Raw genomic sequence first — 26,960 nt, 5'->3', positions numbered from 1 at the left:
ACAGATAGTTTAGCCCCGATTGAGGCGGCATCCTTTTTAAAATAATGAAACTGAAACTTACGGCTAACTAGGAATAGGCAGATTGCTTCGTCGTGCCTCCTCGCAATGACGTTTAAAAAGATATAGCCGAAAGCGGGAAATAGCTTCTAATTATACATTTTATTTCTTAAGAAAAAATCGGCTAAAACCAAAGCTGCCATAGCCTCAACAATAGGTACAGCGCGTGGTACCACACAAGGGTCGTGACGCCCTTTACCATGCATTACTACCACTTTTCCTTCTTTATCGATGGTTTCGTATTCTTGAATTAGCGTTGCGACAGGTTTGAATGCTACGTTAAAATAAATATCCATACCGTTACTAATACCTCCTTGAACACCTCCAGAATTATTAGTTTTTGTAGTGCCATCGGTATTAAACGCATCATTATGCTCGCTACCCAACATGGTGCAACCTTCAAAACCGCTACCATATTCAAAACCTTTTACGGCGTTTATGGACAACATGGCTTTTCCAAGTTCGGCATGTAATTTATCAAAAACAGGTTCTCCTAACCCTACTGGTACATTTTTTATAACGCAAGTTACAACACCACCTACGGTATCTCCTTTTCCTCTCACTTCTTTAATGTAGGTTTCCATGGTTGCTGCCATGGCTGCATCGGGGCAACGTACAATATTCGATTCTATTTGAGTTAAATCCAACTCATTATATGTTTTATCAAGCTTTAAAGCACCAACACCAGATACGTAAGCATAAAACTCCATGCCTTTAAGCATTTGTTTTGCAACAGCTCCAGCTACAACTCTACATGCGGTTTCACGCGCAGAACTACGTCCGCCACCACGGTAATCTCTAAACCCGTATTTTTGGTCGTACACATAATCGGCATGACTTGGGCGATAACTATCTTTAATATGGGTGTAATCGTGCGATTTTTGATTGGTGTTTTCTATCACAAAACCAATAGACGTTCCTGTAGTTTTTCCTTCAAAAATACCTGAATGAAATTGTACAACATCCGGTTCTTTACGCTGTGTAACAATAGACGATTGTCCTGGTTTTCTTCTATCTAATTCTTGCTGAATGGCATCTAAATCTAATTCAATTCCAGATGGACACCCATCTATAACACCTCCTAAAGCAGGTCCGTGAGATTCGCCATACGTTGTTAGAGTAAACAATTTTCCAAAGGAATTTCCAGCCATAATTTTATTTTTTTGCTAAAATAATGCTTTTTTAGAAATCGACTGTACTAAATGTATAATTCATAATTCGTAATTCGTAAATCATACTTCATAAATCCACAACATAACATTTGGATAACAATATGCTCATATTTAATTAATTGTTAGTTAATGCTTAAGTAATATAAAATCGAGTATTTTACAAAAAGCACATTCTTAGTTTGAAAATTAAACGTAAAATAGAAATTGCCGTTATATCCGATGTCCATTTAGGTACACGTGGATGTCACGCAAAGGACTTATTGAATTACTTAAACAGTATTGAGCCTAAAAAACTTGTTTTAAATGGTGACATTATTGATGCTTGGCAATTTAGCAAACGTTATTTTCCTAAATCGCATTTAAAGGTTATTAAGAAGATTATGAACATGTCTGCCGATGGCGTGGAGATTATTTATATTACAGGTAACCATGATGAATTACTTCGAAAATTCACAGGCACCACCATAGGAAGTATTAAAATTGTAGATAAGTTAGTTTTGGAATTGCATGGTAAAAAAGCATGGTTTTTTCATGGTGATGTTTTTGATATGTCTATGCAAAACGCAAAATGGCTTGCTAAATTTGGCGACTATGGCTATAGCGCATTAACACTCGTAAACCGTATGGCAAACTGGTATTTACAACGTTGCGGCAAAGAGCGTTATTCCTTATCTAAAAAAGTAAAGAACAACGTAAAAACCTCTCAAAAACACATTAATAGGTATGAAAAGGTTATTTCAAATTTGGCTATTGAAAATTGTTACGATTACGTGATTTGCGGACATATACATGAACCAAAAATAAAATATTTTGAAACTAAAAACGGAAAAACCATGTATTTGAATTCTGGTGATTGGACTGAAAATTTCACTGCACTAGAATACCAATTCAAACGTTGGAAAATTTACTACTATAGCAAAGATAAACTTTCCCCTTTTTTTGTTGAAGAAGATTTTGAAGACATGAATATGAACGATTTAATAGCTGCAATTACTATTGTAGAGCAACATAAGAAGAAAACTAAATAGTGTTTATTTGTTTATTTGTTGAGTTATTAGTAACTGGTTACTAAGACTGAGACTGAGACTGCAAACTAAACCAAAGCCTCTCGTAAAACAGTAATAGGATGTTTTGCTTCACGCTGTGTACCATCTTTAATTTGATGTCTGCAACTTGTTCCGTTGGCAGAAATAACCGTATCGCTTGGTGCCTTTCTAACGGCTGGAAACAAGGTTTGTTCGCCTACATTCATACTTACTTCGTAATGCTCTTTTTCATAACCAAAGCTTCCTGCCATACCACAACAACCACTTGGAATAATGGTTACTTTATAGTTTTTAGGAAGATTTAAAACATCAAAACTAGATAGTTGATTGCTAAATGATTTTTGATGGCAATGCCCATGAAATTTAATCGTTTTTGCTTCAGAAGTAAATTGATCTGGTTTTATGTTCCCTAATTTGACTTCTTGTTGAATAAACTCTTCAATTAAAAAGCTGTGTTTAGCTATCGCTTCCGCGGAAATTTTATCGTCTGCCAATCTCAAATATTCATCTTTAAAAGTTAAAATAGCCGATGGTTCTATACCTATTAAAGGTGTTTCAGAAGTTATTAAATTTTTGAAAATAGAAACGTTTTTGTTTGCTACTTTTTTAGCTTGTTCTAAAAACCCCTTTGATAAAAACGTGCGTCCAGATTCAGCATGTTCAACTATTTTCACTTCATAGTTTAAAGCGGTTAAAAGCTGGATAGCATCAACCCCGATAGGCGTGTCTAAATAATTTAAAAACTCGTCATTAAATAAATAAACTGTTTTTATATATTCTTTTTTAACTTCTTGTTTTTCAAAAACTTGAAACTCTTTACTTAAACTTTTATTTGAAATTAAAGGCAAGTTTCTTTCTTTCGCAATTCCGAATGATTTTTTTAAAATTGAAGACGTAAAGCCATTTGAAAACACAAAATTTGTTAACCCTGGAAACAGACTTCCTAAACGGTTAAACGTATTGTTATAAGCAAACAATTTAGTACGCATGGAAGTACCATTTACTTTTTGATATTGGTATAAAAACTCCGCTTTTAAACTCGCCACATCCACACTACTTGGGCATTCGCTGGCACAGGCTTTACAACTTAAACAGAGGTCGAAAACGACTTTTAATTCTTTATGGTCGAACTTATTAGCTTTATCGGAATTGGTTAAAAACTCACGCAACGCATTGGCACGAGCGCGCGTTGTATCTTTTTCGTTTCTGGTGGCGCGGTAACTTGGGCACATGGTGCCTCCAAATTCTGGTAGTTTTCTACAATCGCCAGAACCGTTGCATTTTTCAGCTTCACGCAAAATACCTTGAGAATGCGAAAAATCGAGCAGGGTTTCAATTTCAGGCTCTACCCTATCTGGAACATATCTTAAAGATTTATCCATAGGGAACGCATCTACAATTTTACCAGGATTAAAAATGTTATGCGCATCAAACGCTGATTTTATACGTTTCAAAATTTGATAATTCGCATCACCTATCATTAACGGAATAAATTCTCCTCGCACAATACCATCGCCATGTTCTCCACTCATAGAACCTCCGTATTTTTTCACTAAATGTGCGACATCGGTTGTTATTTTTCTAAACAAGACCACATCTTCAGATTTCTTTAAATTTAAAATAGGTCGTAAATGCAACTCGCCAGCACCAGCATGGGCGTAATAGATAGCCTCTTGGTTATAGCCTCTCATTAAAGCAGCAAACTCAGAAATATAGTTTGCTAAATCGGGTACTGTAACCGCAGTATCTTCAATACAAGGGTGCGATTTTTTATCGCCAATTATATTTCCTAGCAAACCCAATCCGGCACTACGCAAGTTATTTGCTTTATTTATTTCATCACCTTCAAGTATAGGAAATGCATAACTTAACCCTGAAGCTTCAATAACATTTACAAGATTTTTTGCTAAAACACCAACTTCTTCTTTTGTAAACGCTCGTACTTCGCACATTAAAATGGCTTTGGGATCGCCTTGAATAAAACTCCTGTTTTCTTGCTGGGTTTTATTATGCTTTGTACAATCTAAAATGGTTTTATCCATCATTTCGCAGGTGTACAAATTATGATTCATAACCATTTCTACAGCACTCAAGCAGGTTTCTATACTATTAAAATGTGCAGCCACCATAACAGCTTCTTGTGGCGGTAATGTGTCTAATTTTAAGGTGATTTGTGTTGTAAATGCCAACGTGCCTTCACTTCCTGAAAGGAGTTTGCACATGTTGAATTTTTCAGATGAATTTGAAAACACATCTGATTTTATCAATTCATCAATCGCATAGCCTGTATTTCTTCGATGTATTTCTGGTTTAGGAAAATTTTCAATGATTTGATTTTGAATGATTTCCGAAGATAATTCAGTATAAATACTTTTATAAATATTTCCTTCTAAACTGTTTAAAGTTGTTTTGTCTTGAAATGCTTCCGAAGATACCTCATTAAAAACCACAGTGCTTCCATCGCTTAAAATAGTATGCATTTCAATTACTTTATCGCGTGTTACACCATATTGAATGGAGGTAGTTCCCGAAGAGTTATTACCAACCATACCACCAATCATGCAACGGTTTGATGTGGATGTATTGGGGCTAAACCACAGTCCAAATGGTCTTAAATAATTATTTAACGCATCTCGAACCACGCCTGGTTGCACGGTAACGGTTTGCTCCTTTTTATTGATGTCTAAAATTTTAGTAAAATACTTAGAAACATCAACCACAATACCATCTCCAACGCATTGACCCGCCAGTGATGTGCCTGCTGTTCTTGGAATTAATGATGTTTTATGTGTTTTTGCAAACTGAATGAGTTGCTTAATATCCTCATTGGTTTTTGGGTATGCCACAGCCAATGGTAACATTCTAAACGCAGAAGCATCGGTAGCATAAATGGACTTTATTAAATCATCATAAAATAATTCACCTGTAAGTTTTTCGCTTAATGTCTGTAAATGTGATGTTAACGCCATAATCTTAATAAAATGTTGATAAAACTAATGAGATGTTAAATATATACACAATTTTGACGTTATTTTTGTAAAATCTATTAGATTAGCAAAAGATCTTTTTTATTAAAAAGGTCGTATATAATTTACTAACAAAAAAACACATTTATGAAGAAATTACTTTTATTTTCAGTTGCATTATTAGGTTTTACAGTGGCGTCTAACGCTCAAGACATTTCGGAAAACGCCATTGGCTTACGCCTTGGTGATAGTGACGGTTTTGGTGCCGAAATATCATACCAACGTGCGTTAGGTGATATTAACCGTTTAGAAGTAGATTTAGGCTTACGCAGTGGAAATGGATACGATGGTTTTAAACTTGCGGGTATTTACCAATGGGTTTGGAGTTTAGAAGGCGACTTTAACTGGTACGCTGGTGTTGGTGGTGGTGTAGCATCTTACAGTTTTGATAGCGTAGAACCTGGGTTTGATGATAGCGAAACCTTTATTTTTGCCGCTGGAGATATAGGTATTGAATATAATTTTGATATTCCTTTACAATTATCTCTTGATATTAGACCAGAATTTGGATTTGGTGATTACAGAGATGATTTAGATTTTGATATTGCATTAGGTGTTAGATATCAATTTTAATCAACTTATTGAAATAAAAAGAGAAACACATTCAAAATATAAAAATGACCATAATTTAGATAGTTATTTTTATAAACAAAATTATTTGATTGTTTTTACTTAGAATAATTTAATTACTTTTGAATGTGTTTTTTACATTAAACGATTGAAATAACATTTAACAACTAACATTAAAAAATTTAAAACATAAAAAATCTCATTACCACTGGCTTTATTTACCATTGGATTTAGCTTTGCTCAAGCACCTATAGAAGAAGGTGGTTTACAATTAAACGCTGGGATTGGAACTTTTGGTAGGGTTACACCAATTTATGCAGGACTTGATTATGGCATTGCACCAAACTTCACTCTTGGAGGTGAATTGTCATACCAATCATATAATCACGGCAGTAATGAATTTAGTAATGATTTTAAAAGTACTATTATAGGTATTCAAGCCAATGGAAACTACCATTTTAATGAAATTTTAGATATTCCTAGTGTATGGGATTTATATGCTGGTGCCAACTTAAATTATTTTAGCTGGAGCAGTAAAATAAATGGAACTAAAACTGATTACAATGGTGCTGATAATTTCGGATTGGGATTACAAATAGGTGGTCGTTATTTCTTTAGTGACAATATGGGAGTTAATATCCAATTTGGTGGAGGAAATGTTGTAAGTGGCGGAAAAATAGGAATTACTTATATATTCTAAATATATTTTTTAAATAAAAAGGGGTTGAATTTTAAATTTGTAATTCAACCCCTTTTTTAATTTTTGGCATTGAAGTATTGAAACCTTAAAGCACCATACACTTTGCTAAAGTATCTTCATAAATAGCTTCGTATTGAGGTACAATGGTGTGCAAATCATATTTTTCAGCAGTTTTTCTAGCATTTATTTTAAAATTTTTCAATCGCTTTTTATCACTTAAAATATAAAGGGCATTTTTGGTCATATCGTCAATATCGCCAACATCACTTAAAAAACCAGAAACTCCATGAATGTTTACTTCTGGAATACCACCTGTATTACTTGATATAACAGGAACGCCCGATGCCATGGCTTCTAACGCTGCCAATCCGAAACTTTCTGTTTGCGATGGTAATAAAAATAAATCGCTAAAACATAAAATCTTATCAATTTCATTACTTTTTCCGAAGAAAATAACTTTATCTAAAATACCTAGTTCTTGACAGCGAAATTCCAAATGTTCACGTTCAGGCCCTTCACCAATAAGCATCAGTTTTGCAGGCATTTCTTTTTGAATGTTGTAAAATATACTAATAACATCTTGAGAACGTTTTACCGGCCTTAAATTGCTAATATGAGTGATGATTTTTTCATCTTCATGTGCCATCATGCCACGTTGGCAATCGGTAAATTTATGATTGTATTTATCCAAATCAATAAAATTAGATACTACATGAATATCGTTTTTAATGTCGAATAAACGTAAGGTATCCTCTTTTAAACTTTGTGATACTGCGGTTACTGCATCGGACTTATTGATACTGAAAGTTACCGCTGGTTTATAAAACGGATGACTGCCAACGAGCGTAATATCTGTTCCATGCAACGTTGTAACTATGGGTATTAAAATACCGTCTTCCTGCAACATTTTTTTAGCCATATACGCTGCATAAGCATGGGGAATGGCATAATGCACGTGTAAAATTTCAATTTTATGAAGTTTCACCATATCAACCAATTTACTTGATAAAGCTAACTCGTAAGGTTGGTAATGAAATAACGGATATTCCGGAACGTTCACCTCGTGATAATGCACATTATTACTTAATAATTCTAATCGAACGGGTTGGTTGTATGTAATAAAATGAATTTCATGACCGCGTTTAGAAAGCTCTAAACCTAACTCGGTCGCCACTACACCACTACCTCCAAACGTTGGATAACACACTATACCTATTTTCATGTTTATGAGTTTATGAGTTTATGAGTTTATGAGTTTAAATCGTTTATAAGGTTATAAACTTATAACCCAATAACCTTATAACCTTGATCACTTTAAGTACTATATTATTCAATTATCGCTTCATAAATTAAGCGTTGTATATCGGTTCTAATATTTTCCTTTAAAAGTAAATTATACGTTGCACTAGGGTATGTTCTATTGGCTAAAAACACATAAACGATTTCCTCATCAGGGTCTGCCCAAGCATAAGTTCCTGTAAAACCAGAATGTCCAAAACTATGTAATGATACACAGCCACAGGTGGGTCCTTCTTTACCTAACTGGGGTTTATCAAAGCCAATACCTCTTCTGTTTCCTTTATCGCAAAAGTAGCAGGTGTTAAACTTATCGAGCGTTTCTGGTTTAAAATAACGCTTGCCGCCATAAAAACCTTTTTGCAAAAATAATTGCATAATTTTAGCTACATCGTTGGCATTACTAAATATACCGGCATGTCCACCAATGCCATTTTGCATAGCTGCTCCCATATCATGCACATAACCATGCACCTCTTGAAACCTGTAATAGTCGTCAACTTCAGTTGGAACAATTTTTTTATTACTTATTTTATGATACGGATTGTACATGGTATTATTTGCCCCCAACGATTTATAAAAATGCTCCTGAACAAGGAAATCTAAGGTTCTGTCGTAATAATTCTCAATATATTTCTTTAAAATGTAATATGGAAAATCGCTATATCTGTATTGAGTTCTGCTTAGCAAATCTGAATCTTTAATAATTTTCTGTATAGAATCTGGATAATCTGAACGTAAATACAAATTATTTGCGACTTCAATATTAAACTTTTCACTACGCTCTGTTCTATAATATTTATCACTTGGTTTCCTTGTGGCAGTGTCTAAAGTATGCGCATAAAACGGTTCCCATGGTCTTAATCGCGCATAATGTGATAACATGGTTTTTAACGTGATATTTGCTTTGTTTGAATTTTTATAACTTGGTAATATTTGAGATAATTTAGTATCTAAAGTTACCTCGCCTTTTTCTTCTAATTCCATTAGTAACGGTAAAGTAGCCAGTATTTTTGTTAATGATGCTACATCATAAATATCATCAGATGCTACCATTTCATTCCCTGAATACGTATGTTTACCAAAGTTTTTATTGTAAATAACCTTTCCTTTTCTAGCTACCAATAATTGAATACCAGGAGTCATTTTACCATCTACAGCCTTTTACGCTAATTCATCTATTTTATTTAGTTTTTCTGAATCCATACCAACACGCTCTGGAACGGTATAACCTAAAGATTTTATAGCGTTATTTTGAATGCCATCGCCCACTTTAAAATAATTTCCAATAGAAACTGGCAACGTGCCTTTTGATGCAATGGCACCGAAAATAAGTTGTGCCGATTTTTCTTGGGCTATTTTACTGTTTTGATAGCTTACTACAATACTTTCTATGTTTTCAATAGTAGCCAAATCTGAAAGCGCATAGGGTTTTACAAATACATCTAAAACCACTTTGTGCGTTTTGGCAATTTCATAAACCCACGTTAGTTCAGTTTGAGTAAATTGATATGATTTCCATGGATTTTGATTTGAACGGTGCAAACCAATTACAACCGTATTATAATCTTGAAGTTTTGCCAATAAATCCTCTATAGAATCTCCTTGTATTTCGTGTATTTTGGTGTACTTTTTAAGTTCATCTAAAAAAACAGCACCATCATCATCTCCCATTTTAACGTAAGCAATTGTTTTATCTTCAAGGTGACGAATTGGTAATAAATTCTTTTCGTTTTTAACAATAGTAATCGCGTTCTCTAGCAGTTCTTCATATAAAATATCATCCTTCAGCCTGTTTAAATCTGTTGATAAATTATTCAAACCAACGGGTTCATAGTTATTTAAACCTACTTTATATTTTGCCTGAAGAATTTTTTTAACCGAAAGCTCTAAACGTGCTTCGCTAATTTCGCCATTATTGTAAGCTTCAATTATTTTTGAAACGCCAATAGCAACGTCTTCAGACATAAGCATGACATCATTTCCTGCTTTAAAAGCAGCCAAATCGATAGCACCAACTTCTTTAAAATCGGCGGCACCTTTCATGGTCAACGCATCGGTAAAAATAAGTCCTTGAAAGCCTAACTTTTCCTTTAAAATATCAGTTACAATATGCTTTGATAATGATGAAGGATAGCCAGATGGCTCTAAGCTTGGAACTTTTAAATGTGCCACCATAACACTGGACAAACCTTCGTTTATTAATTTTTTATACGGATACAATTCGATGGAATCGATGCGTTTTTCGTTAAAATTGATAGTTGGCAAGGTTTTATGTGAATCTTGGTCTGTATCGCCATGACCCGGAAAATGCTTAGCACTTGCCAAAACCCCTGCACCCTGCATGCCTTTCATAAAAGCCGAAGCCTTTTCGGTAACATTATCTCGATCTTCACCAAACGATCGGTTTCCAATAATGGGGTTTAACGGATTGGTGTTAATATCAACCACGGGCGCAAAATTAAAATGAACTCCTAAACGCTTACAATGTTCACCAATTTGCTGGCCTGTTTGTTCAATTAAACTGTTATCGGTTATGGCACCCAATGTCATATTCCAAGGAAATGCGTAGGTGGAATCTAAGCGCATGCTTAATCCCCATTCGGCATCCATACCTATTAAAAGCGGAATTTTAGAAAGCGATTGTAATTCGTTATTTAACTCAGCTTGCTTATCTGGAGTTCCTAAAGAGTAGATAATACCTCCTATGTGATGGGTTCTAATTAAATCGACCAACTGGATTTTTGTTGCTTGATCTTGATTGGACATGACTTGAACCATGTACAACTGTCCTACTTTTTCTTCTAAAGACAAGGATTTATAAATACTATCAACCCATTTTTTTTGTGCTTCCACATCCTTTGAAGCCAATGGGTTATTTTGTGTTTGAGCAAACGTTGAGAGTGATATATATAGAGAGACAACTATTAATAAAATTTGACGCATATTCAGGATTAATTTAACAAGTATTAGGTAGTATTTATTACTACGCAAATAATCATGCCAAAATACTACTTTAAAAAGAAGTTAAAAAGACTTTAAGATAGATTTATAATAAGATTATGAACAATACTATTCCATAACAAACTTAAAGCCTGCCGAAATAATATTAGCTTTTAGCCCTGAGTTTCGTTTATAGTTATTATACTTTAAGTCGATGCTTTTTAATCCGAATTTCCAAACATGGGCATTTGAAAAAATATCGGTATAGCTTATTCCAAAACCAAATTGATTAGCACTGAATTCAGATAAATCATAATCTGAAGTATAATACGCACTTGTTGATAGGTTTTCTTCAAAAGGTGCAAAATAATCGGCTGCGGTTTGGTTATAATAACGATATGATGGATACAGCGTAAACTTTTGCGAAACTTTTATAGGCAATTCCACACTTGCCGTATTCGAACGAATGCCCCAATCATCAAAATAATAACGATAATAGGTTCTTAATGACAGTATTTCATTTAAATAATAATGAAACCTAATGCCTATTGGTACTTTAAATCGGGTATTTGGCAAACGTTCAATATCATCAGCTAACTGAAAAACGTCTCTATTACTTAAGGATGTGTAGTTATCAATACTTTCGGCATTACCAATATAGTAGTTATTTACATCTGCAAAATACACACGTTGCATGGGGTTTGCTAGCCAACCTTTTTGTTGAACCAAATCGAAAAATAACGAAAATTGAGAATTCTTATTTAATATTTGTGAAAAACTAAAAGATAAGGAATATGAATTTCTTGACTTGTTATCTATAAGGCCAAATCCAGAAACAGGCCTCCAATTTGTACTGGCATCGCCGTTTTGGTCTAATATGGTTATACCTTCAAAAAAACCTTGATTTAAATTCCCGTTTACCTCTACATACGAATCTAATTCAGTGGGATATTTAGGCATCCATTGGTCTAAATATATTTTAGTACTTATCCCTAAGGTTGTGTTTTTTTCGTTAAACTGTTTTACTAAACCACCACCAAAACCTAAAGAAAAATAATCATACTCTGTAGCTAATGAAACATCGGCGTTCCAAACTGTATTTCTATCATCCGAACTATGCGAATAATCAATATTTAAATTCCCCCAAGTATCTTGTCTGGAAGCTCCAGATGAAGCTACCCACGGACTTCCAATAACATTGCCTGCATTATTTCCTCCATGATCGTCATCGTCATCGTCATCATCATCATCTCCACCTCTTGAAGCTCCACTAATATCAAACGGATTTAAGTTACTTGACGAAGCTGAAGTATAGGTTGAAATCCCCGCATCAATAGTAAGCACATCATCAGCATTTAAAGGTATGCTAATAACAATAGTTGGCGTAAAATCTGAAAGTTTTTCTGTACCAATACCTCCTGTTACCGAAGCATTATCACCTTGTTGGGTGTAGTAACTTGTTAAAAAATCTACTTCAGCGGTTTCTAAAACACGCTTTTTGTAAGCTGTTTGGTTTGTTTCTTGAGCAAATCCTATGGCCACAAAAAATAAAACGGGTAAGTATGTTAATTTTTTCATCACATCAATTTAGTTACAACCACAACCTCCACCCGATTTTCCACCATTTGCGCCCGAAGCACCTTCTCTATAAACCTGGAAGTTTGTTTCAAACCTATTTGATTTTTTTTGCGACAGTACCATATCGGGGTCGTTTAAATTTACTTTTTCGTATTCTTTAACAACGGTGCAAGATGTTAACACCATTGTAAAAAGTAATACCATTGCTAGTTTTTTCATTAATCAATAGGTTTTAAATTAATATTTTTTGATGTATGCAATTTGTTATCCTTATCAACAATAACACATTCCACGCCTTTTAGTTGATTTACAAAGTCTAAACCTGTTTCTAAACCCATTACAAAAATGGACGTTGCCAATGCATCTGCCAATTCTGCCGTAGCGGTAAATACGGTGGTACTTAATATTCCTGTGCTTGGATAACCTGTTCTTGGATCTATAATATGTGTATACAAAACACCGTTAAAGGTGACGTATTTTTCGTAATTACCAGAGGTTACAACGGCGCTATTACTAACTGGCAACCAAGAGAATACTTTACTTTTGTTTAATGGATTTACAATGGCGACCATCCAATTTTTACCATCGGGTTGTGTTCCCCAAGTATTTAAATCGCCAGAAGCATTTACAATTCCAGAAGTTACCCCTTTGCTTTGTAACAAAGCCTTAGCTTTATCGGCAGCATACCCTTTTCCTATGGCGCCAAAACCTATTTTCATACCTTCTAATTTTAAAAACACCGTATGGTTTTCTTCATTTAGAATAATGTTTTGATACCCTACTTTTGAAACAGAATTTTTAATAATTTCTTCTGAAGGCATCTCGGTCATGCTCCCATCAAAATGCCAAACTTTATCCATGGATGCGTAACTAATATCGAAAGCGCCATTAGTAAGTTTGGATATTTTTAATGAACGCTTAATTAATTGAAACAATTCATCATCAACCACAACTGGTTTAATACCTGAATTTCTATTAATTTCTGAAGTTTGCGAATTGGCATCCCATGACGAAATTAGTTTTTCAATTCTAGCTATTTCATTGACTGCCAAATCTATATATTCATTTCCTTCTGATTCATTTTCGGCAACAACTGTAATATCGAAACGGCTGCCCATGAGTTTCAACGTTCTATTGTAAACGTTTTGAGAAGCAGAAATGGATGTGATTAAAATAACAAGGATGCTAAATAAGCCTTTCAAAATTATTTAAATGATGCTAGTTTATTGTAATATTGGGTCGGTGATGTTTTTTCGTAGCCTAAACTTCCTAGAACTTTGCCAGTTTTATCCAAAACAACCACATAAGGGAAATACCCTTGATTATTATAAGTTTCTGCTAATTTTTTGTTTTGCAATTCTAATTCTTCGGAAAGTTTATTTGCTTTTTTTCTAGGAAAATCTGCCTTCAGCATAACAAAATGATTCTTCGCTAAATTTTGATATTCTTTGGTACTCCAAATTTCCTTGTCCAATTTCATACATGGAGCACACCAATCGGATCCTTGAAATACCAATACTATATTTTCATTGTCTTTTGAAGCCAATTGCTTTGCATCTTCAAAATTGGTAGACCAGTCTTGTGCTGAAACAAATAATGACATAATAAAAACTAAAACAGTTAAACAATAAGCTTTTGTTTTCATATTTTATATTTTATTAAAATGATAAACCAAATAGGATTAAATATTTAAAGGATACTAATTAACGTTCAAACCTTATAAATATTTTGAAAGCCATTTAATTTAGAATAAATCTATTTACTCAAGTAGGTCAATATGCCTATCATGGTAACCTAATAAATACAAAACACCATCTAACCCAATACTTGAAATGGAGCTTTGTGCATTGTCTTTAACCTTTGGTTTTGCATGAAACGCTATACCTAAACCTGCTAAATTGAGCATAGGCAAATCGTTTGCACCATCGCCTACTGCAATGGTTTGACTAATATCAATCCCTTCTTTTGTGGCAAGTTCTCTTAAATATTCTGCTTTTTTGTTACCATCCACAATTTCACCTAGGTAATTGCCTGTAAGCACACCATCTATAATTTCTAATTGATTGGCATACACATAATCTATACCCAGCTCTTTTTGAAGATAATAACCAAAATAAGTAAATCCACCCGATAAAATAGCGGTTTTAAATCCATAGCTTTTTAAAGTGTCAATAAGTCTTCTAGCCCCTTTGGTAATAGGTAGATTAACCGCAACATCGTGTAGCACATCTTCACTTAAACCTTTTAGAAGTTTCATGCGTCGTACAAAACTTTCTTTAAAATCTATTTCACCTTGCATGGCAGACTCCGTAATGGCTTTTACTTCATCTCCAACCCCGGCTAACTCCGCTAATTTATCAATAACTTCCGCTTGTATAAGGGTAGAGTCCATGTCGAAACACACCAAACGGCGGTTTCTTCTGTAAATGTTATCTTCTTGAAAAGCAATGTCAACATCTAAATCTCTAGAAATTTGCATGAATTTTAAGGTGAACTCACGCTTATCTTCTATATGACCTCTTATTGATAATTGTATACAAGCTCTTGGATAGTCTTCTTTTTTTATGAGCGAAGTACGTCCTGTAAGTCTTTTTATAGAATCTATGTTTAAATTCTTTTCAGAAATAATTTTGGTTACTTCCGAAATCTGTTGAGCCGTTAATTTTTCACCTAAAATAGTAATGATATAGCGATCTTTACCTTGAAGTCTAACCCATTTCTCATAATTTTCAAGAGTAATTGGGGTGAACTTTGCTTTTATACCCAGTTCATACGATTTGAAAAGTAAATCTTTTAAAACAGCAGCCGATTTAGATCCCGAATGAATTTCAAATAATATACCTAAGGATAAGGTGTCGTGAATATTAGCTTGCCCAATATCCAATACTTTTGCATTATATTCCGCTAGAACACTCGTTAAACTAGAGGTTAGACCTGGTTTATCTTGTCCAGAAATATTTAATAGGAAAATTTCCTTAGCCATAATTTACTATTTAAGCTGTAAAATTGATTATTGTATTCGAAATATGAAAGTTTTTTTGATTTAAATTTAGAAGAATCTATTTAATAAATCGACTGTGCCAGCTCTCGCTTGCTGGAACTTCCCAGTTTTCGTTAAACTCGGCGATAGTGGTTACTAAATTATTAAAAACAATGGTGTTTTTTGAAATGGCTTTATCTTTTGCCATTTGTTTAAAATCCAGAAGTGTTTTATAAGCGACAAACTCTCCTTGTTTGTAAGATACATTCATCTTATCCAATAAATCAACATTGTATTCTTTCTCTAATTGTTGAATAAAATTAACGGAAGCATCAATAGAACAGCCAGAAGCTGCATTTATTTTTTGGTTTAGGCCCAAAACAATGAATCGGTTATATTTAATAGTATAGCCCGCTTGTAAATCGCTCCCATGTGCTGTCCAGTTTTCGGCAAACGTGTCCAACTTCTCCTTAATTTCTTCAAGTTCTTGCTCTGAAAATGAACGATTGGCTTGGAATATCCAAACACGTGATTCTTCTGGTAATGTATTGAAATCTAATAACATGTAATTGATTTACGATTTTTAATTAATGATTGATGGATTTTGATGTTCTATTATTCTATTGATGAATAGATTCCTGTTTTCGTAGGAATCTTATAAATCTTGAGCATTTGCAATGAGTTCTGCTATATCCATAATAACTACATCGGCTTCTTTTTCTTTAGCTTTTACACCATCGGTCATCATGGTGTTGCAAAATGGGCAACCAGCAGCTATAATATCTGGTTTTACTTCCAATGCTTGTTCGGTGCGCTCTACATTAACATCTTTATTGCCTTTTTCAGGTTCTTTAAACATTTGCGCGCCACCTGCACCACAACATAAACCCGTTTGCTTGCAGTTTTTCATTTCTACCAATTCTGCCTCTAATTTTCGGATTAAATCACGCGGGGCCTCATATACATTATTGGCTCGACCTAAATAACATGGGTCGTGAAACGTGATGCGCTTTCCTTTAAATTCGCCACCTTCAACGGTTAAACGTCCATCATCCAGCAAGGTTTTTAAAAATTGGGTATGATGCATAACCTCATAGTTTCCGCCTAATCCAGGATATTCATTTTTTATGGTATTGAAACAGTGCGGACAAGCAGTTACTATTTTTTTAACTTCATAAGCATTTAATACTTCAATATTAGTCATCGCCTGCATTTGAAACAAAAATTCGTTTCCTGCACGTTTAGCAGGATCGCCCGTACAGCTTTCTTCAGTTCCTAAAACAGCAAACTCTACTTTAGCCTTGTTTAATAATTTAACAAAGGCTTTGGTTATTTTTTTTGCTCTATCGTCAAAACTACCGGCACAACCAACCCAAAACAATACTTCAGGTTGTTTTCCTTGTGCCATAAATTCTGCCATGGTGGGCACTTTTAGTAATTCGCTCATTGTTTTAATTAATTTTCACTGTTTTTTTTTCTTTCCAGCATTAAATTTTGCTTGTATTCTTTAGCTTTTTCCATTAAAGCAGAAGGCATTATCTGATAAAAAAATGGAGAATCGGGGTTATAATTAGCCATAACCCATTCATTATTAGTATTATTGTCTTTTAAAATAATTGTTAAACTATCTTTCACCAACACGCTCATGGTTTTGTTCGATAAGAATTCTACCTCCATGCCTTGAGCTTCCATAATAGGTAGCATCATTTCTTTGGCATCATCATCAAATTCTTGATTATTGAAAGTCATTTTAAAATTCATATCATAAGAAACAAAAGCAAACTTAAGAGTGTCTTTTTCTATATTATAAATTTCTGATAATTTATAGTTTGGAATAATTTTAGGCATATCTATGGAAAGCTCTTCGGTACCTTCAAACATAGACTTTAAAAAATTCTTCATATCTTCTTTTGGCAAAATTTCAAAAACTTTTGGATGTGTCATTTGAAGTAGAGCGTCAAAATCTCTATTGTTTATGTCAACAAACATTTGTTTTGCCAAATTATCTAAATGCATGTGTTCAGCATCATTTGAACTTTGCGCATAATTATTAAAAATAGCTCCAAAGCATACAAAACAGAAAAACAGAACTCTAAAAAACTTTTTTTTCATTTCTAATAATTTAGTCGTTTTTCCAGTTTAATCGATCCATTTGATTAAATGGCCATGGTGCCCCATTATTTTCAATATTGGTCATCATGTTATTTAATTCGGTTGGAGCCGCACTTTGTTCCATAACTAAATAGCGACGCATATCCATGATAATTGAAAGTGGGTCGATACTTACGGGGCAGGCTTCTACACAGGCATTACATGATGTACATGCCCAAAGTTCTTCTCTTGTAATATAATTGTCTAAAAGTTGTTTTCCATCTTCTTTAAACGTCCCTTTATTCGCGTCGATGTTTTTACCAACTTCCTCTAAACGGTCGCGGGTGTCCATCATAATTTTTCGAGGTGATAATTTTTTACCCGTTTGGTTTGCAGGACATTCGCTAGTACAGCGTCCGCATTCGGTACAAGTGTAAGCATTTAGCAATTGCACCCAATTTAAATCGTGTACATCGCTCGCTCCAAATTTTGCTGGCATCTCGTTTTCGGTACCTTCAGCAGGTGCTGCAAATGGATCGACATTGGGATCCATCATCATTTTTACTTCTTTGGTCACCGCTTCTAAGTTATTAAACTGTCCCTTTGGTGTTAATTTTCCGTAAAACGTATTTGGGAACGCTAATAAAATATGAAGATGTTTAGAGAAATACAAATAATTTAGAAACACTAAAATGCCTATAATATGAAACCACCAAGCAGTTCTTTCAACGGTATGCAATGCACTTTCTGACAGACCACTAAACCAAGGTGCTATATATTGACTAATAATATTACCTGTATTGATACTTTGGAAATGGGTATCGGTTGCATTCATTACCAAAAACAACGTCATTAATACCATTTCAAAATAAAGGATGAAATTACCATCATTTTTTGGCCAACTTGTCATTTCACTTTTCCAGAAACGTGCTAATTTAATAATGTTGCGGCGTATCCAAAAAATAATTACTGCTATGAAAACTAAAACAGCCAGCACTTCAAAACTGCCTATTAAAAATCCATAAATGACTTCTGGAAGTATTGACAATCCTATTCTGTGTGTGCCAAAAATACCATCTATAATAATTTCTAAAACTTCAATATTGATAATAATAAAACCTACATAAACTACAATATGCAGAAAACCAGCAATGGGACGACGTACCATTTTACTTTGCCCTAAGGCTATCATTGCCATGTTTTTCCAACGTTGGGATTTGTTATCACTAACGTTAACATCATGACCTAATTTAATATTACGAATGAGTTTTTGTACGTTTTTAGAGAAATAACCAATTCCCAAAACTAGTAGAATAACAAAAAGGATGTTAGGCAAATAATTCATGTTTTAACCAATTAATTTTTCTATTTATCTTAATTTTCTTCAGCCTCGTACTGTTTGGCTTTTTTTCCAAATAAAGAGAAATGAACATATCTTTTTGGATTCAATTTCATGTCTTGAAGTAATTGTTCTAACTGTAAACTTGCTCCTTCCAAATTGTTGTAAACACCTTCATCTTTCAGCAATTTACCTAAAGAGCCTTCACCTTTATCTATGGTTGCTAAAATTCCATTTAACTTATTTAAAGTAACATTTAAATTTTCGACTGTCGCACCTACGTTGGCGTCTTTTAAATCGGTAGTAAGTACTGCTAAATCGGCACTTATTGTTTTAAATTTATCAAGAATAGCCGTAATATTTTTATCATTTTTTGATAAGGTTTCATTAACGGTATTCGAAGTGGTTTTAAATGATTTTAAGGTATAATTTAGCTCTTCAATAGTACGTTTTAAACCAGCATCCGAATTATCGTTAACCAACTTATTGATGCTAACCATCAACGTGTCGGTCGATTTTAAGGTTGAATCTAAATTATCTGTAACTCCAGAAAAGTTTTTAGAAAGGTTGGTTACCAAGCCAAATTCAACTTCAGATGGCAATACATCGCCAGGTTCTGCTTGTTCACCCTCATTACTAATAAGTATAGCAAGTGCATTTCCACCCATTAATCCGGTTTCGTACATTTTAACGACACTGTTTTTTGAGAATTTTAATTGCTCACTTACTGTAAAGGCAACCCGTGTTTTCCCTGTATCATAATTATAAGAGATGTCTTCAATTTTACCAACCGAATTACCCATAACGGTAACTGGTGACGACTTACTTAAAGAATTATAATCAAATTCGGTGTAAAAAACATCGGTAGGCTCGAATATGTTTCTTCCTTTTAGGTAATTAAATCCAAAAATAAAAAGTGCTATTCCCGATAATACTAAAATGCCTGTTTTAACTTCTTTTGATATTTTCAAAGTAAATAGTGTAAATGTTAGAATTACAAATTTAAAATAAATTTAAAAAGAATCTCTTTAATTGGCTGTTGTTTTTAAAGCTTCGGTTAGGCTAATTTTTTTGCCATCTTTAAAAGCGACTATAAAACACGATTTATAACCTTTTTTAGCAGCTTCTTCTTCCAGTTGTTTGGCATCATCATAACTTGAAGTGTTTCCATAAAAATACTTAAAAAATTGGCCTTCTTTTTCTCTAACAACATTCTTTAAACCTTTAAAATTATTAGATTTTACTTCTATTGGCTTTGAAGTAGCTATTAATTGTATTTTATATGCTACTGGAGTATCAGATAAAATTGTATTTTCTGTAACTTTAAGTGCAGGAGACTCCGTATTTGGCTTTATTACCGTGGTTTCTCCTTTAAAAACAAAATCGCCCACATTACCTTCTAAGTTGTGTTTGTACTCCAAAATAGCATTGGAAATGGCTGTGGAAATTTCAGTTTGCCCTTTGTCAGAATTTAAATAGGCACCTTCTTCTTTATTGGTTACAAAACCCGTTTCAATTAAAACGCTTGGCATAGCGGTTTGGTGTATAACCCACAAACTAGCTTGTTTAACCCCTCTACTTTTTCTATTAAATTTACTGGTGAAGTTCTTTTCAATTAAACTCGCCAACATAATACTTTGGTCGGTATATTCTTCCTGACTGAATAAAATACTCATGAAAGATTCTGGTGAACTGGGATCGAAACCTTTATAATGTTTTTCATAATCGTCCTCCAAATAAATTACCTCATTTTCAGCTTTCGCTACCTCTAAGTTTTGATTGGCGTTACCAACTGCCAATACAAAGGTTTCAGTTCCTGATGCTTCGGTGTGGTGTGCGTTACAGTGAATCGACACAAACAAATCTGCCTTAGCATTGTTAGCGATTTTTGGACGATCTTTAAGCTCAATAAAAACATCGGTGGTTCTAGTGTAAATAACTTTTATATTGGGGTTCTTTTCAAGCATTGCCCCCACTTGAAGTGTTATTTTTAAAGCAATATCCTTTTCCTTATATCCATATTTAGAAAGTTTACCAGGATCTTTTCCCCCATGGCCAGCATCTAGAACCACAATAAATTTTTCTACGGCTTGCTGTTTATCATTTTTTATAAATGAAGAAAATGTTAATACTATTATAAATAATACGAAAAGTAATATTTTGGGCGTTTTCATGGAATAAATCTTTTTTAACATAAATCGGTAACTCATAAACATTAACCATAATTATCATTTTTATTATGACATCTCATAGCTCACAAACATTTTAACGATTAAAAAACTTGGTTTATTACTTAATTTAAGTGTCTCCAAGTTTAATTTAAAATTTTAATTGAATAATAAATTAATCACAGAAAAATATATGTAATTTTGGCTTTTCAAAAATCGAGCCATACTTTTACAAAAATACATTTAAAAGCGTTGCACACATACAACTTTAAAATACTTTTTACACTAAGTTTTACAATGTTTATTAACATGTTAAGCTTTGCACAAGACATCCCTAAAAGTGGCATCCCTATAGACAGAAGTGCTAATGACAGCCTTGTTGTTAGCGTTGATAGTTTGCTAATTCCTCAGGTTTCTGAAAAAGTACAAGATTCGACCCTAAAAGACTCTATTAAGCCTAAAAAAGATCTTTTAGAGCATATCGTAAAATACCATGCTACTGATTATACCAAGTTTAACCAAAAAGAACATAAACTATATTTATATAATGAGGCCACTATAGATTATGGTGACATGAATATTGCTGCCGGAAACATTACCATAGATTATACAAAAAACACCGTTTACGCTAAAGGTATTACCGATTCTATAGGTACTTACTCGCAAAAACCTGTTTTTACACAAGGTAGCAATGTTGTAGAACCCGATTCTATTGTTTTTAATACAAAAACGAAAAAAGCACTTATATATAACTCCAAAACAGAACAAGGTGACGGTACCGTTATCGCATCTCTAACTAAAAAAGAAAACGATTCCGTTTACTTTTTAAAGAATGCAAAATACACTACTGCCGAAGATTTAGATGACCCTGAATATTATATTCGGTTATTAAAAGCTAAAATTGTACCAGGGAAAAAAATAGTAACAGGAGCTGCAGGTTTGTATATTTATGATATTCCAACCCCTGTTTGGTTGCCATTTAGTTTCTTTCCACAGTCCGATAAACAAACCTCTGGTATTATAATTCCTAGTTTTGGTGAACAAAACGAACGTGGTTACTTTTTACAAAATGGTGGTTATTATTTAGCGCTTAGCGAATATTTTGATTTAACACTTTTGGGCGACTATTACACTAACGGAAGTTATGGATTTAGTGGCGAAAGCACTTATGCCAAGCGCTATAAGTTTAGAGGTAATTTAAATTTTAGGTATGAAAGCTTAATTAGTAGCGAACGTGGTTTTCCAGATTATTCCAAATCTACGGTTTACAACATACGCTGGTCGCATAGTCAAGATAGTAAATCCAATCCTAATTCACGCTTTTCGGCTTCGGTAAACTTAGGGAGTAGTAAATATTACAAAACCTCTGTTAATCAAATTAATACAGGTTCATTTTTAAATAACACTTTATCGTCTTCGATTTCATATTCTAGAACTTTTCAAGGTGAATTGCAACCTAATATTAGTTTAACGGCTACACATTCTCAAAATACCAATACTGAAGAAATAAACATGACGCTTCCAACCTTCCAAGGAAGTATTGGTAGAATATATCCTTTCGCTTCAAAAACGGGAACAAAAAAAGGAATTATTCAAAACATCAACCTACAATACAGTGTTAGAGGTGAAAACAGAATTACTACTACCGATGAATTTTTCTTTAAAAAAGAAATGTTTGATGATGCCCTAGCGGGGTTTCAACATACGATACCGCTTACTACTAATTTTAAATTATTTAAATATTTTAGCATAAGTGCCAGTTCAAATTTTAATGAAGTTTGGACATTTAATACTGTAAAAAAATCATTCGACACTATCGAGAGAGAAGTTATAACAGAAGATGTTAAAGGATTTGACTCCTTTAGAACTTATAACTTTAGCACCAGTTTAGGAACCACTGTATATGGTATGTTTAATTTTGAAAAAGAAGGGAAAGACCCTAAAATACAAGCTATTAGACACATTATTCGACCTTCTATTAGCTATAATATAAATCCAGCTTTTGATAAATATTATGACACCTATGAAGTTGTAAGCGCCGATGGATTAACTTCAAGTGACGTATCATATACCCGTTTTACAGGAGGCATTTTTGGTGCTCCGGGTAATACTTTCTCTAGTTCTGTTGGTCTTTCACTTTCAAACAATCTTGAAGCTAAAGTGCGAGATAAGGATAGTACGGCTACGGAAGCTAAAAAAGTTATTTTATTGAATAATTTAAATTTTTCAACCTCATATAATGTTGCAGGCGATTCTTTGCAATGGAGTCCCGTTAGTATGAGTGGAGGCACACAACTTTTCGATAACAAAATGAGTATTAATTTTGGAGCTACTTTAGATCCTTATGCACTAGACAATAATAATAACAGAATTAACACCTTTAATATTAATAACGGTGGAAGTCTTTTTAGATTAACCAGTGCCAACCTAACTACCAGTTGGTCTTTATCAAATAGTAAGGATGGTAAAAAGGATGAAAATAAAAAAGGTATACAAGAAAATTTACGAAATGGTGGACGGGATGATGACTTATTTGGTATTTCAGAAGATTTTGCAAATCAGCAAGTAGATAATATGAGAGGGGAAGATGAAGAAGAAGAAAACAAACCTAGCGAATTTTATCATTTTAGCATACCGTGGAATTTACGAATCGCCTATGCGGTAAATTATTCCAATTCAACTCGACAGAATGAAATATCATCGCATTCGCTTATGTTTTCTGGCGATATTAAACTATCAGAAAAATGGTCTATTGGCGCATCTTCTGGATATGATTTAAAAAATGCTGGATTTACCTATACCCAATTGCGTTTTGAGCGCGATTTGATGAGCTGGCGCATGAATTTTAGTTGGGTACCTTTTAGCACAAATGCTTCTTGGAATTTCTTTATAGGAATTAAATCGAGCATGCTACAAGATTTGAAATACGAAAAACGAAATCAAGCTGATAGAAGTCTTTAGAAGAGAAACATCAACCACATGAAAAAAATCATCACTACACCAAATGCACCTGCTCCTATTGGACCGTATAACCAAGCTATTTTAAGTGGAAACACATTATATACTTCTGGACAAATTGCCATTAACCCAGAAACCAACGAACTTGTTTTAAACGATATTGAAACTGAAACAAAACAAGTGATGCATAACATAAAGGCTGTTTTAGAAGCTGCTAATATGGCTTTTGAACATGTGGTGAAATCGTCAATATTTATTAGTAATATGGATGATTTTGCTAAAATAAACGCTGTATATGGTAGTTTTTTTGATGAGGCTACTGCGCCAGCACGCGAAACCGTTCAGGTGGCACGCTTACCAAAAAATGTAAACGTGGAAATTAGCGTGATAGCGGTAAAGTAATTTCTGAAAAACAAACCTTCAACTAGGCGTCTTTTTTCGAATATTTTATTAGTAACTCTTTTAATTTAGCAACCTCCAAGGGTTTTGCTAGAAAATCGTCTATACCTGCAAATTTCGCATTTATAATATCTTCTTCAAAAGCACTTGCCGATACTGCTATGATTGGTATGTTGTAATGTGAGTATTTCTCTGTTTTTTTTATGGCTTTTGTAGCTTCATATCCATCCATATCTGGCATATAAATATCCATAAAAATCATATCGAAATCTAAAATTTTATATAATTCAACAGCTTCTAATCCGTTTTTGGCAAAGGTACAATCGGCACCCTGCTGTTCTAATAAAAATTTAATTACTTTCTGGTTCATTCTGTTATCTTCAGCAACTAAAACACTAAATTTTTCTAATAAAACAGGGTTTTTAATTTCATCTTCACTTTTTATCCCCAATGTTTTTTTAAGTTGTAAACTAAAGTAAAAAGTGGAGCCTTCGTTTTCTTTGCTTTCTAATTTTAAATCACCTCCCATCAATTTCACAAGTTTATGTGAAATTGAAAGCCCTATACCGCCACCTCTGTAATCTCTTTCTTCTGAAACATTAAAAGCTTTAGAGTCATCAAAAATTTGCTTTACTTTTTCAGGTCGTAAACCTATTCCAGTATCTTTCACATAAAATGTTACAATTTGTCCATCTTCAATACTTACGGTTTGATCTACAATTATGGTGATTTTTCCTGAGTTAGTAAACTTAATGGCATTGTTAATTAAATTTATTAGAACTTGTTGAATGCGTAAAGAATCGCCTAAAAGAGAAAATTTACGCCTCTCATCTACTAAAAATTTATATTCAAACTCCAAACCTTTTTCCCAAGCTTGATATTCAAATACTTTAAAAAGTTGAGACAAATCAGACTTTAAATCGAGTGCCAATAAATTGATTTCTACCTCACCATTTTCAACATCTTCATTATCTGTAACCATGTTTACAAGTTGCAATAAATGCTTTGAAGAATACTCGGCAATTTCAACTTGAGCTTTTTGATCGTCATCTAAATGTGTCTGTTTTAGCATATTAAGCATACCCAATACCGTACTAAGCGGTGTGCGTATTTCATAACTCATGTTAGCAATATAAACCGATTTATAATCGACAAGTTTATCGGCCTCATCAAAACTGGTTTGTAATTCCCTGATTCTATTTTTAAAATTAGAAATTCTAACCTCATGCTTTAATTGGTTTTTAAAAAAATATTGCAGCACAAAAATCTGAACAATTATAAATCCGAATAAAAACAAAACGAGCACATTAGTACTTATTTTATTCTCCATAAAAAAATAGACAAATAATAAAACAACAGCTATTGAAATGAAAATAATAATAGATAATACTCTCTTTACTGGAATAGACTTAAGAAACTGCATAGGAAATCTCATATACTTAGCGCACTTTTTAACAAACTTATCTATAATTATATTAATTACAAAAGTAATACAGCTATTTAAAGCTAATATATTATTTTGTTTTATTTAACTTTATCACATATTTAAAACGACCTTAATCTCAATTATAAATGCGCATAGAATATGATATAAAATTAGGTTTTAAAGATGTTATGATTCGCCCCAAGCGTTCGACTTTAAAAAGTCGATCTGAAGTAAGTTTAGAACGCGAATTTAAATTTCTTCATAGTCCTTTTTCTTGGACAGGCATACCTATTATGGCAGCCAATATGGATACGGTTGGCACTTTTGAAATGGCTAAAGCATTATCTAAAAAGCAATTATTTACAGCCATACATAAACATTATTCTATTGCCGATTGGAATACATTTTCATCAAATTTACCAGAAGGCATCGAAAATTACATAGCCGTTAGTACTGGAATTAGCGAAAAAGATTCTGAACATTTAGCGTCTGTATTCAAATTCAACCCCTATTTAAAATTCATTTGTGTTGATGTCGCCAATGGCTATTCAGAGCATTTTGCCGATTTTGTAAAACAAACGAGGGATCAATATTCTGATAAGGTTATAATTGCTGGCAATGTTGTAACTGGCGAAATGGTTGAAGAATTATTATTATCTGGTGCCGATATTGTTAAAGTTGGTATTGGTCCAGGCTCTGTTTGTACCACACGTATTAAAACAGGTGTTGGCTACCCGCAACTTTCTGCTATTATAGAATGTGCCGATGCTGCTCATGGTTTGAGCGGACAAATAATTAGCGATGGTGGCTGCGCTACTCCAGGTGATATTGCAAAAGCATTTGGAGCTGGTGCCGATTTTGTAATGCTGGGTGGCATGCTTGCTGGCCATACCGAAAGTGGCGGCGAACTTATTGAAAAACATGGAAAACCTTATCGGAAATTTTACGGCATGAGCTCTACCACAGCCATGGAAAAACATGTTGGTGGCGTAGCAGATTATAGAGCCAGCGAAGGAAAAACAGTCGAAGTACCTTTTAAAGGTGATGTTGACAACACATTACAAGATATTTTAGGCGGTTTAAGAAGTACATGCACTTATGTTGGGGCACAACGCTTGAAAGAGCTAACCAAACGTACCACATTTATAAGAGTAAATGAACAAGAAAATAGGGTGTATACAAATTAATTAATATATTGATCAAAATTTAAG

21 protein-coding genes and 1 pseudogene are annotated in these 26,960 nt (G+C 33.6%); 6 read left to right on the top strand and 16 right to left on the bottom strand.

Annotated elements, in window-relative coordinates; translation table 11 throughout:
* Nucleotides 1-146: 146 nt before the first annotated feature.
* Nucleotides 147-1,208 carry a chorismate synthase gene (aroC, locus tag EV196_RS17950; protein WP_132219161.1) on the bottom strand — a complete coding sequence of 354 codons (1,062 nt, stop codon included), beginning with the start codon at nucleotides 1,206-1,208 and terminating at the stop codon, nucleotides 147-149.
* 200 nt (nucleotides 1,209-1,408) lie between these two features.
* Here aroC and EV196_RS17945 point away from each other — a divergent pair, with 200 nt between their 5' ends.
* Nucleotides 1,409-2,257, top strand: coding sequence for a UDP-2,3-diacylglucosamine diphosphatase (locus tag EV196_RS17945; RefSeq protein WP_132219160.1), 849 nt, complete (start codon nucleotides 1,409-1,411; stop codon nucleotides 2,255-2,257).
* A 65-nt stretch (nucleotides 2,258-2,322) separates the two neighbouring features.
* On the opposite strand, the gene EV196_RS17940 is transcribed toward EV196_RS17945, so the two are convergent.
* Nucleotides 2,323-5,244 (bottom strand): FAD-binding and (Fe-S)-binding domain-containing protein, encoded by a 2,922-nt coding sequence (locus EV196_RS17940; RefSeq protein WP_132219159.1) that lies wholly within the window; start codon nucleotides 5,242-5,244, stop codon nucleotides 2,323-2,325.
* A 144-nt stretch (nucleotides 5,245-5,388) separates the two neighbouring features.
* Here EV196_RS17940 and EV196_RS17935 point away from each other — a divergent pair, with 144 nt between their 5' ends.
* Entirely contained in the window at nucleotides 5,389-5,874 is a 486-nt protein-coding gene (locus EV196_RS17935; protein WP_132219158.1) for a hypothetical protein, read from the top strand.
* Nucleotides 5,875-6,067: 193 nt separating this feature from the next.
* Nucleotides 6,068-6,571 carry an outer membrane beta-barrel protein gene (locus EV196_RS17930; RefSeq protein ID WP_132219157.1) on the top strand — a complete coding sequence of 168 codons (504 nt, stop codon included), beginning with the start codon at nucleotides 6,068-6,070 and terminating at the stop codon, nucleotides 6,569-6,571.
* Nucleotides 6,572-6,656: 85 nt separating this feature from the next.
* On the opposite strand, the gene bshA is transcribed toward EV196_RS17930, so the two are convergent.
* The 13 genes and pseudogenes from bshA to EV196_RS17865 form a co-directional block, all read right to left on the bottom strand.
* A complete protein-coding gene (gene bshA, locus EV196_RS17925; RefSeq protein ID WP_132219156.1) occupies nucleotides 6,657-7,793 on the bottom strand; it encodes an N-acetyl-alpha-D-glucosaminyl L-malate synthase BshA in 1,137 nt (378 codons plus the stop codon).
* 104 nt (nucleotides 7,794-7,897) lie between these two features.
* Nucleotides 7,898-10,813, bottom strand: a pseudogene (locus EV196_RS17920) (glycoside hydrolase family 3 N-terminal domain-containing protein).
* 126 nt (nucleotides 10,814-10,939) lie between these two features.
* The gene (locus tag EV196_RS17915; RefSeq protein WP_132219155.1) at nucleotides 10,940-12,388 is read right to left on the bottom strand and encodes a DUF3570 domain-containing protein; all 1,449 of its coding nucleotides are present in this window, start codon (nucleotides 12,386-12,388) and stop codon (nucleotides 10,940-10,942) included.
* A gap of 9 nt (nucleotides 12,389-12,397) precedes the next feature.
* Complete coding sequence (locus EV196_RS17910) at nucleotides 12,398-12,607, bottom strand: DUF4266 domain-containing protein (protein ID WP_132219154.1); 210 nt, start codon at nucleotides 12,605-12,607, stop codon at nucleotides 12,398-12,400.
* A complete protein-coding gene (locus EV196_RS17905) occupies nucleotides 12,607-13,590 on the bottom strand; it encodes an FAD:protein FMN transferase (protein WP_243652278.1) in 984 nt (327 codons plus the stop codon). The genes EV196_RS17910 and EV196_RS17905 overlap by 1 nt, the downstream gene beginning before the upstream one ends.
* Before the next feature lie 2 nt (nucleotides 13,591-13,592).
* A complete protein-coding gene (locus tag EV196_RS17900; protein WP_132219153.1) occupies nucleotides 13,593-14,033 on the bottom strand; it encodes a thioredoxin family protein in 441 nt (146 codons plus the stop codon).
* 114 nt (nucleotides 14,034-14,147) lie between these two features.
* Entirely contained in the window at nucleotides 14,148-15,371 is a 1,224-nt protein-coding gene (gene serB, locus EV196_RS17895; protein WP_132219152.1) for a phosphoserine phosphatase SerB, read from the bottom strand.
* A gap of 76 nt (nucleotides 15,372-15,447) precedes the next feature.
* A complete protein-coding gene (locus tag EV196_RS17890; protein ID WP_132219151.1) occupies nucleotides 15,448-15,933 on the bottom strand; it encodes an ABC transporter ATPase in 486 nt (161 codons plus the stop codon).
* Nucleotides 15,934-16,023: 90 nt separating this feature from the next.
* Nucleotides 16,024-16,815, bottom strand: a complete 792-nt coding sequence (locus EV196_RS17885; protein ID WP_132219150.1) for a (Fe-S)-binding protein — start codon at nucleotides 16,813-16,815, stop codon at nucleotides 16,024-16,026.
* Between the two features lie 8 nt (nucleotides 16,816-16,823).
* A complete protein-coding gene (locus tag EV196_RS17880; protein WP_132219149.1) occupies nucleotides 16,824-17,480 on the bottom strand; it encodes a hypothetical protein in 657 nt (218 codons plus the stop codon).
* A 10-nt stretch (nucleotides 17,481-17,490) separates the two neighbouring features.
* Nucleotides 17,491-18,804 carry a (Fe-S)-binding protein gene (locus tag EV196_RS17875; protein ID WP_132219148.1) on the bottom strand — a complete coding sequence of 438 codons (1,314 nt, stop codon included), beginning with the start codon at nucleotides 18,802-18,804 and terminating at the stop codon, nucleotides 17,491-17,493.
* Nucleotides 18,805-18,833: 29 nt separating this feature from the next.
* Complete coding sequence (locus EV196_RS17870; protein ID WP_243652277.1) at nucleotides 18,834-19,769, bottom strand: MlaD family protein; 936 nt, start codon at nucleotides 19,767-19,769, stop codon at nucleotides 18,834-18,836.
* 57 nt (nucleotides 19,770-19,826) lie between these two features.
* The gene (locus tag EV196_RS17865; RefSeq protein ID WP_132219147.1) at nucleotides 19,827-20,972 is read right to left on the bottom strand and encodes an N-acetylmuramoyl-L-alanine amidase family protein; all 1,146 of its coding nucleotides are present in this window, start codon (nucleotides 20,970-20,972) and stop codon (nucleotides 19,827-19,829) included.
* 195 nt (nucleotides 20,973-21,167) lie between these two features.
* On the opposite strand from EV196_RS17865, the gene EV196_RS17860 reads away from it, so the two are divergent.
* Nucleotides 21,168-23,927, top strand: coding sequence for a putative LPS assembly protein LptD (locus EV196_RS17860; protein WP_132219146.1), 2,760 nt, complete (start codon nucleotides 21,168-21,170; stop codon nucleotides 23,925-23,927).
* 18 nt (nucleotides 23,928-23,945) lie between these two features.
* Nucleotides 23,946-24,326: a RidA family protein gene (locus EV196_RS17855; RefSeq protein ID WP_132219145.1), complete on the top strand. Its 381-nt coding sequence runs from the start codon at nucleotides 23,946-23,948 to the stop codon at nucleotides 24,324-24,326.
* Between the two features lie 22 nt (nucleotides 24,327-24,348).
* Here the strand turns inward: EV196_RS17855 and EV196_RS17850 are convergent, their stop codons facing one another.
* The gene (locus EV196_RS17850) at nucleotides 24,349-25,653 is read right to left on the bottom strand and encodes an ATP-binding protein (protein WP_165876195.1); all 1,305 of its coding nucleotides are present in this window, start codon (nucleotides 25,651-25,653) and stop codon (nucleotides 24,349-24,351) included.
* Nucleotides 25,654-25,895: 242 nt separating this feature from the next.
* Between EV196_RS17850 and EV196_RS17845 the strand changes: the two genes are divergently transcribed.
* The gene (locus tag EV196_RS17845; protein WP_132219143.1) at nucleotides 25,896-26,936 is read left to right on the top strand and encodes a GMP reductase; all 1,041 of its coding nucleotides are present in this window, start codon (nucleotides 25,896-25,898) and stop codon (nucleotides 26,934-26,936) included.
* The last annotated feature ends 24 nt before the right edge of the window (nucleotides 26,937-26,960 follow it).

Origin of the sequence: Mariniflexile fucanivorans (assembly GCF_004341235.1) — a bacterium.
Taxonomy (GTDB): Bacteria; Bacteroidota; Bacteroidia; order Flavobacteriales; family Flavobacteriaceae; genus Mariniflexile; species Mariniflexile fucanivorans.
This window is presented reverse-complemented; position numbering and strand designations above follow the sequence as displayed.

What these genes read in the sequence shown, in the direction of transcription:
- aroC (WP_132219161.1), bottom strand. Translation starts at nt 1,208, where the DNA reads ATGGCTGGAAATTCCTTTGGAAAATTGTTTACTCTAACAACGTATGGC.
- EV196_RS17940 (WP_132219159.1), bottom strand. Translation starts at nt 5,244, where the DNA reads ATGGCGTTAACATCACATTTACAGACATTAAGCGAAAAACTTACAGGT.
- EV196_RS17935 (WP_132219158.1), top strand. Translation starts at nt 5,389, where the DNA reads ATGAAGAAATTACTTTTATTTTCAGTTGCATTATTAGGTTTTACAGTG.
- bshA (WP_132219156.1), bottom strand. Translation starts at nt 7,793, where the DNA reads ATGAAAATAGGTATAGTGTGTTATCCAACGTTTGGAGGTAGTGGTGTA.
- EV196_RS17915 (WP_132219155.1), bottom strand. Translation starts at nt 12,388, where the DNA reads ATGAAAAAATTAACATACTTACCCGTTTTATTTTTTGTGGCCATAGGA.
- EV196_RS17910 (WP_132219154.1), bottom strand. Translation starts at nt 12,607, where the DNA reads ATGAAAAAACTAGCAATGGTATTACTTTTTACAATGGTGTTAACATCT.
- EV196_RS17900 (WP_132219153.1), bottom strand. Translation starts at nt 14,033, where the DNA reads ATGAAAACAAAAGCTTATTGTTTAACTGTTTTAGTTTTTATTATGTCA.
- serB (WP_132219152.1), bottom strand. Translation starts at nt 15,371, where the DNA reads ATGGCTAAGGAAATTTTCCTATTAAATATTTCTGGACAAGATAAACCA.
- EV196_RS17890 (WP_132219151.1), bottom strand. Translation starts at nt 15,933, where the DNA reads ATGTTATTAGATTTCAATACATTACCAGAAGAATCACGTGTTTGGATA.
- EV196_RS17885 (WP_132219150.1), bottom strand. Translation starts at nt 16,815, where the DNA reads ATGAGCGAATTACTAAAAGTGCCCACCATGGCAGAATTTATGGCACAA.
- EV196_RS17880 (WP_132219149.1), bottom strand. Translation starts at nt 17,480, where the DNA reads ATGAAAAAAAAGTTTTTTAGAGTTCTGTTTTTCTGTTTTGTATGCTTT.
- EV196_RS17875 (WP_132219148.1), bottom strand. Translation starts at nt 18,804, where the DNA reads ATGAATTATTTGCCTAACATCCTTTTTGTTATTCTACTAGTTTTGGGA.
- EV196_RS17865 (WP_132219147.1), bottom strand. Translation starts at nt 20,972, where the DNA reads ATGAAAACGCCCAAAATATTACTTTTCGTATTATTTATAATAGTATTA.
- EV196_RS17855 (WP_132219145.1), top strand. Translation starts at nt 23,946, where the DNA reads ATGAAAAAAATCATCACTACACCAAATGCACCTGCTCCTATTGGACCG.
- EV196_RS17850 (WP_165876195.1), bottom strand. Translation starts at nt 25,653, where the DNA reads ATGGAGAATAAAATAAGTACTAATGTGCTCGTTTTGTTTTTATTCGGA.
- EV196_RS17845 (WP_132219143.1), top strand. Translation starts at nt 25,896, where the DNA reads ATGCGCATAGAATATGATATAAAATTAGGTTTTAAAGATGTTATGATT.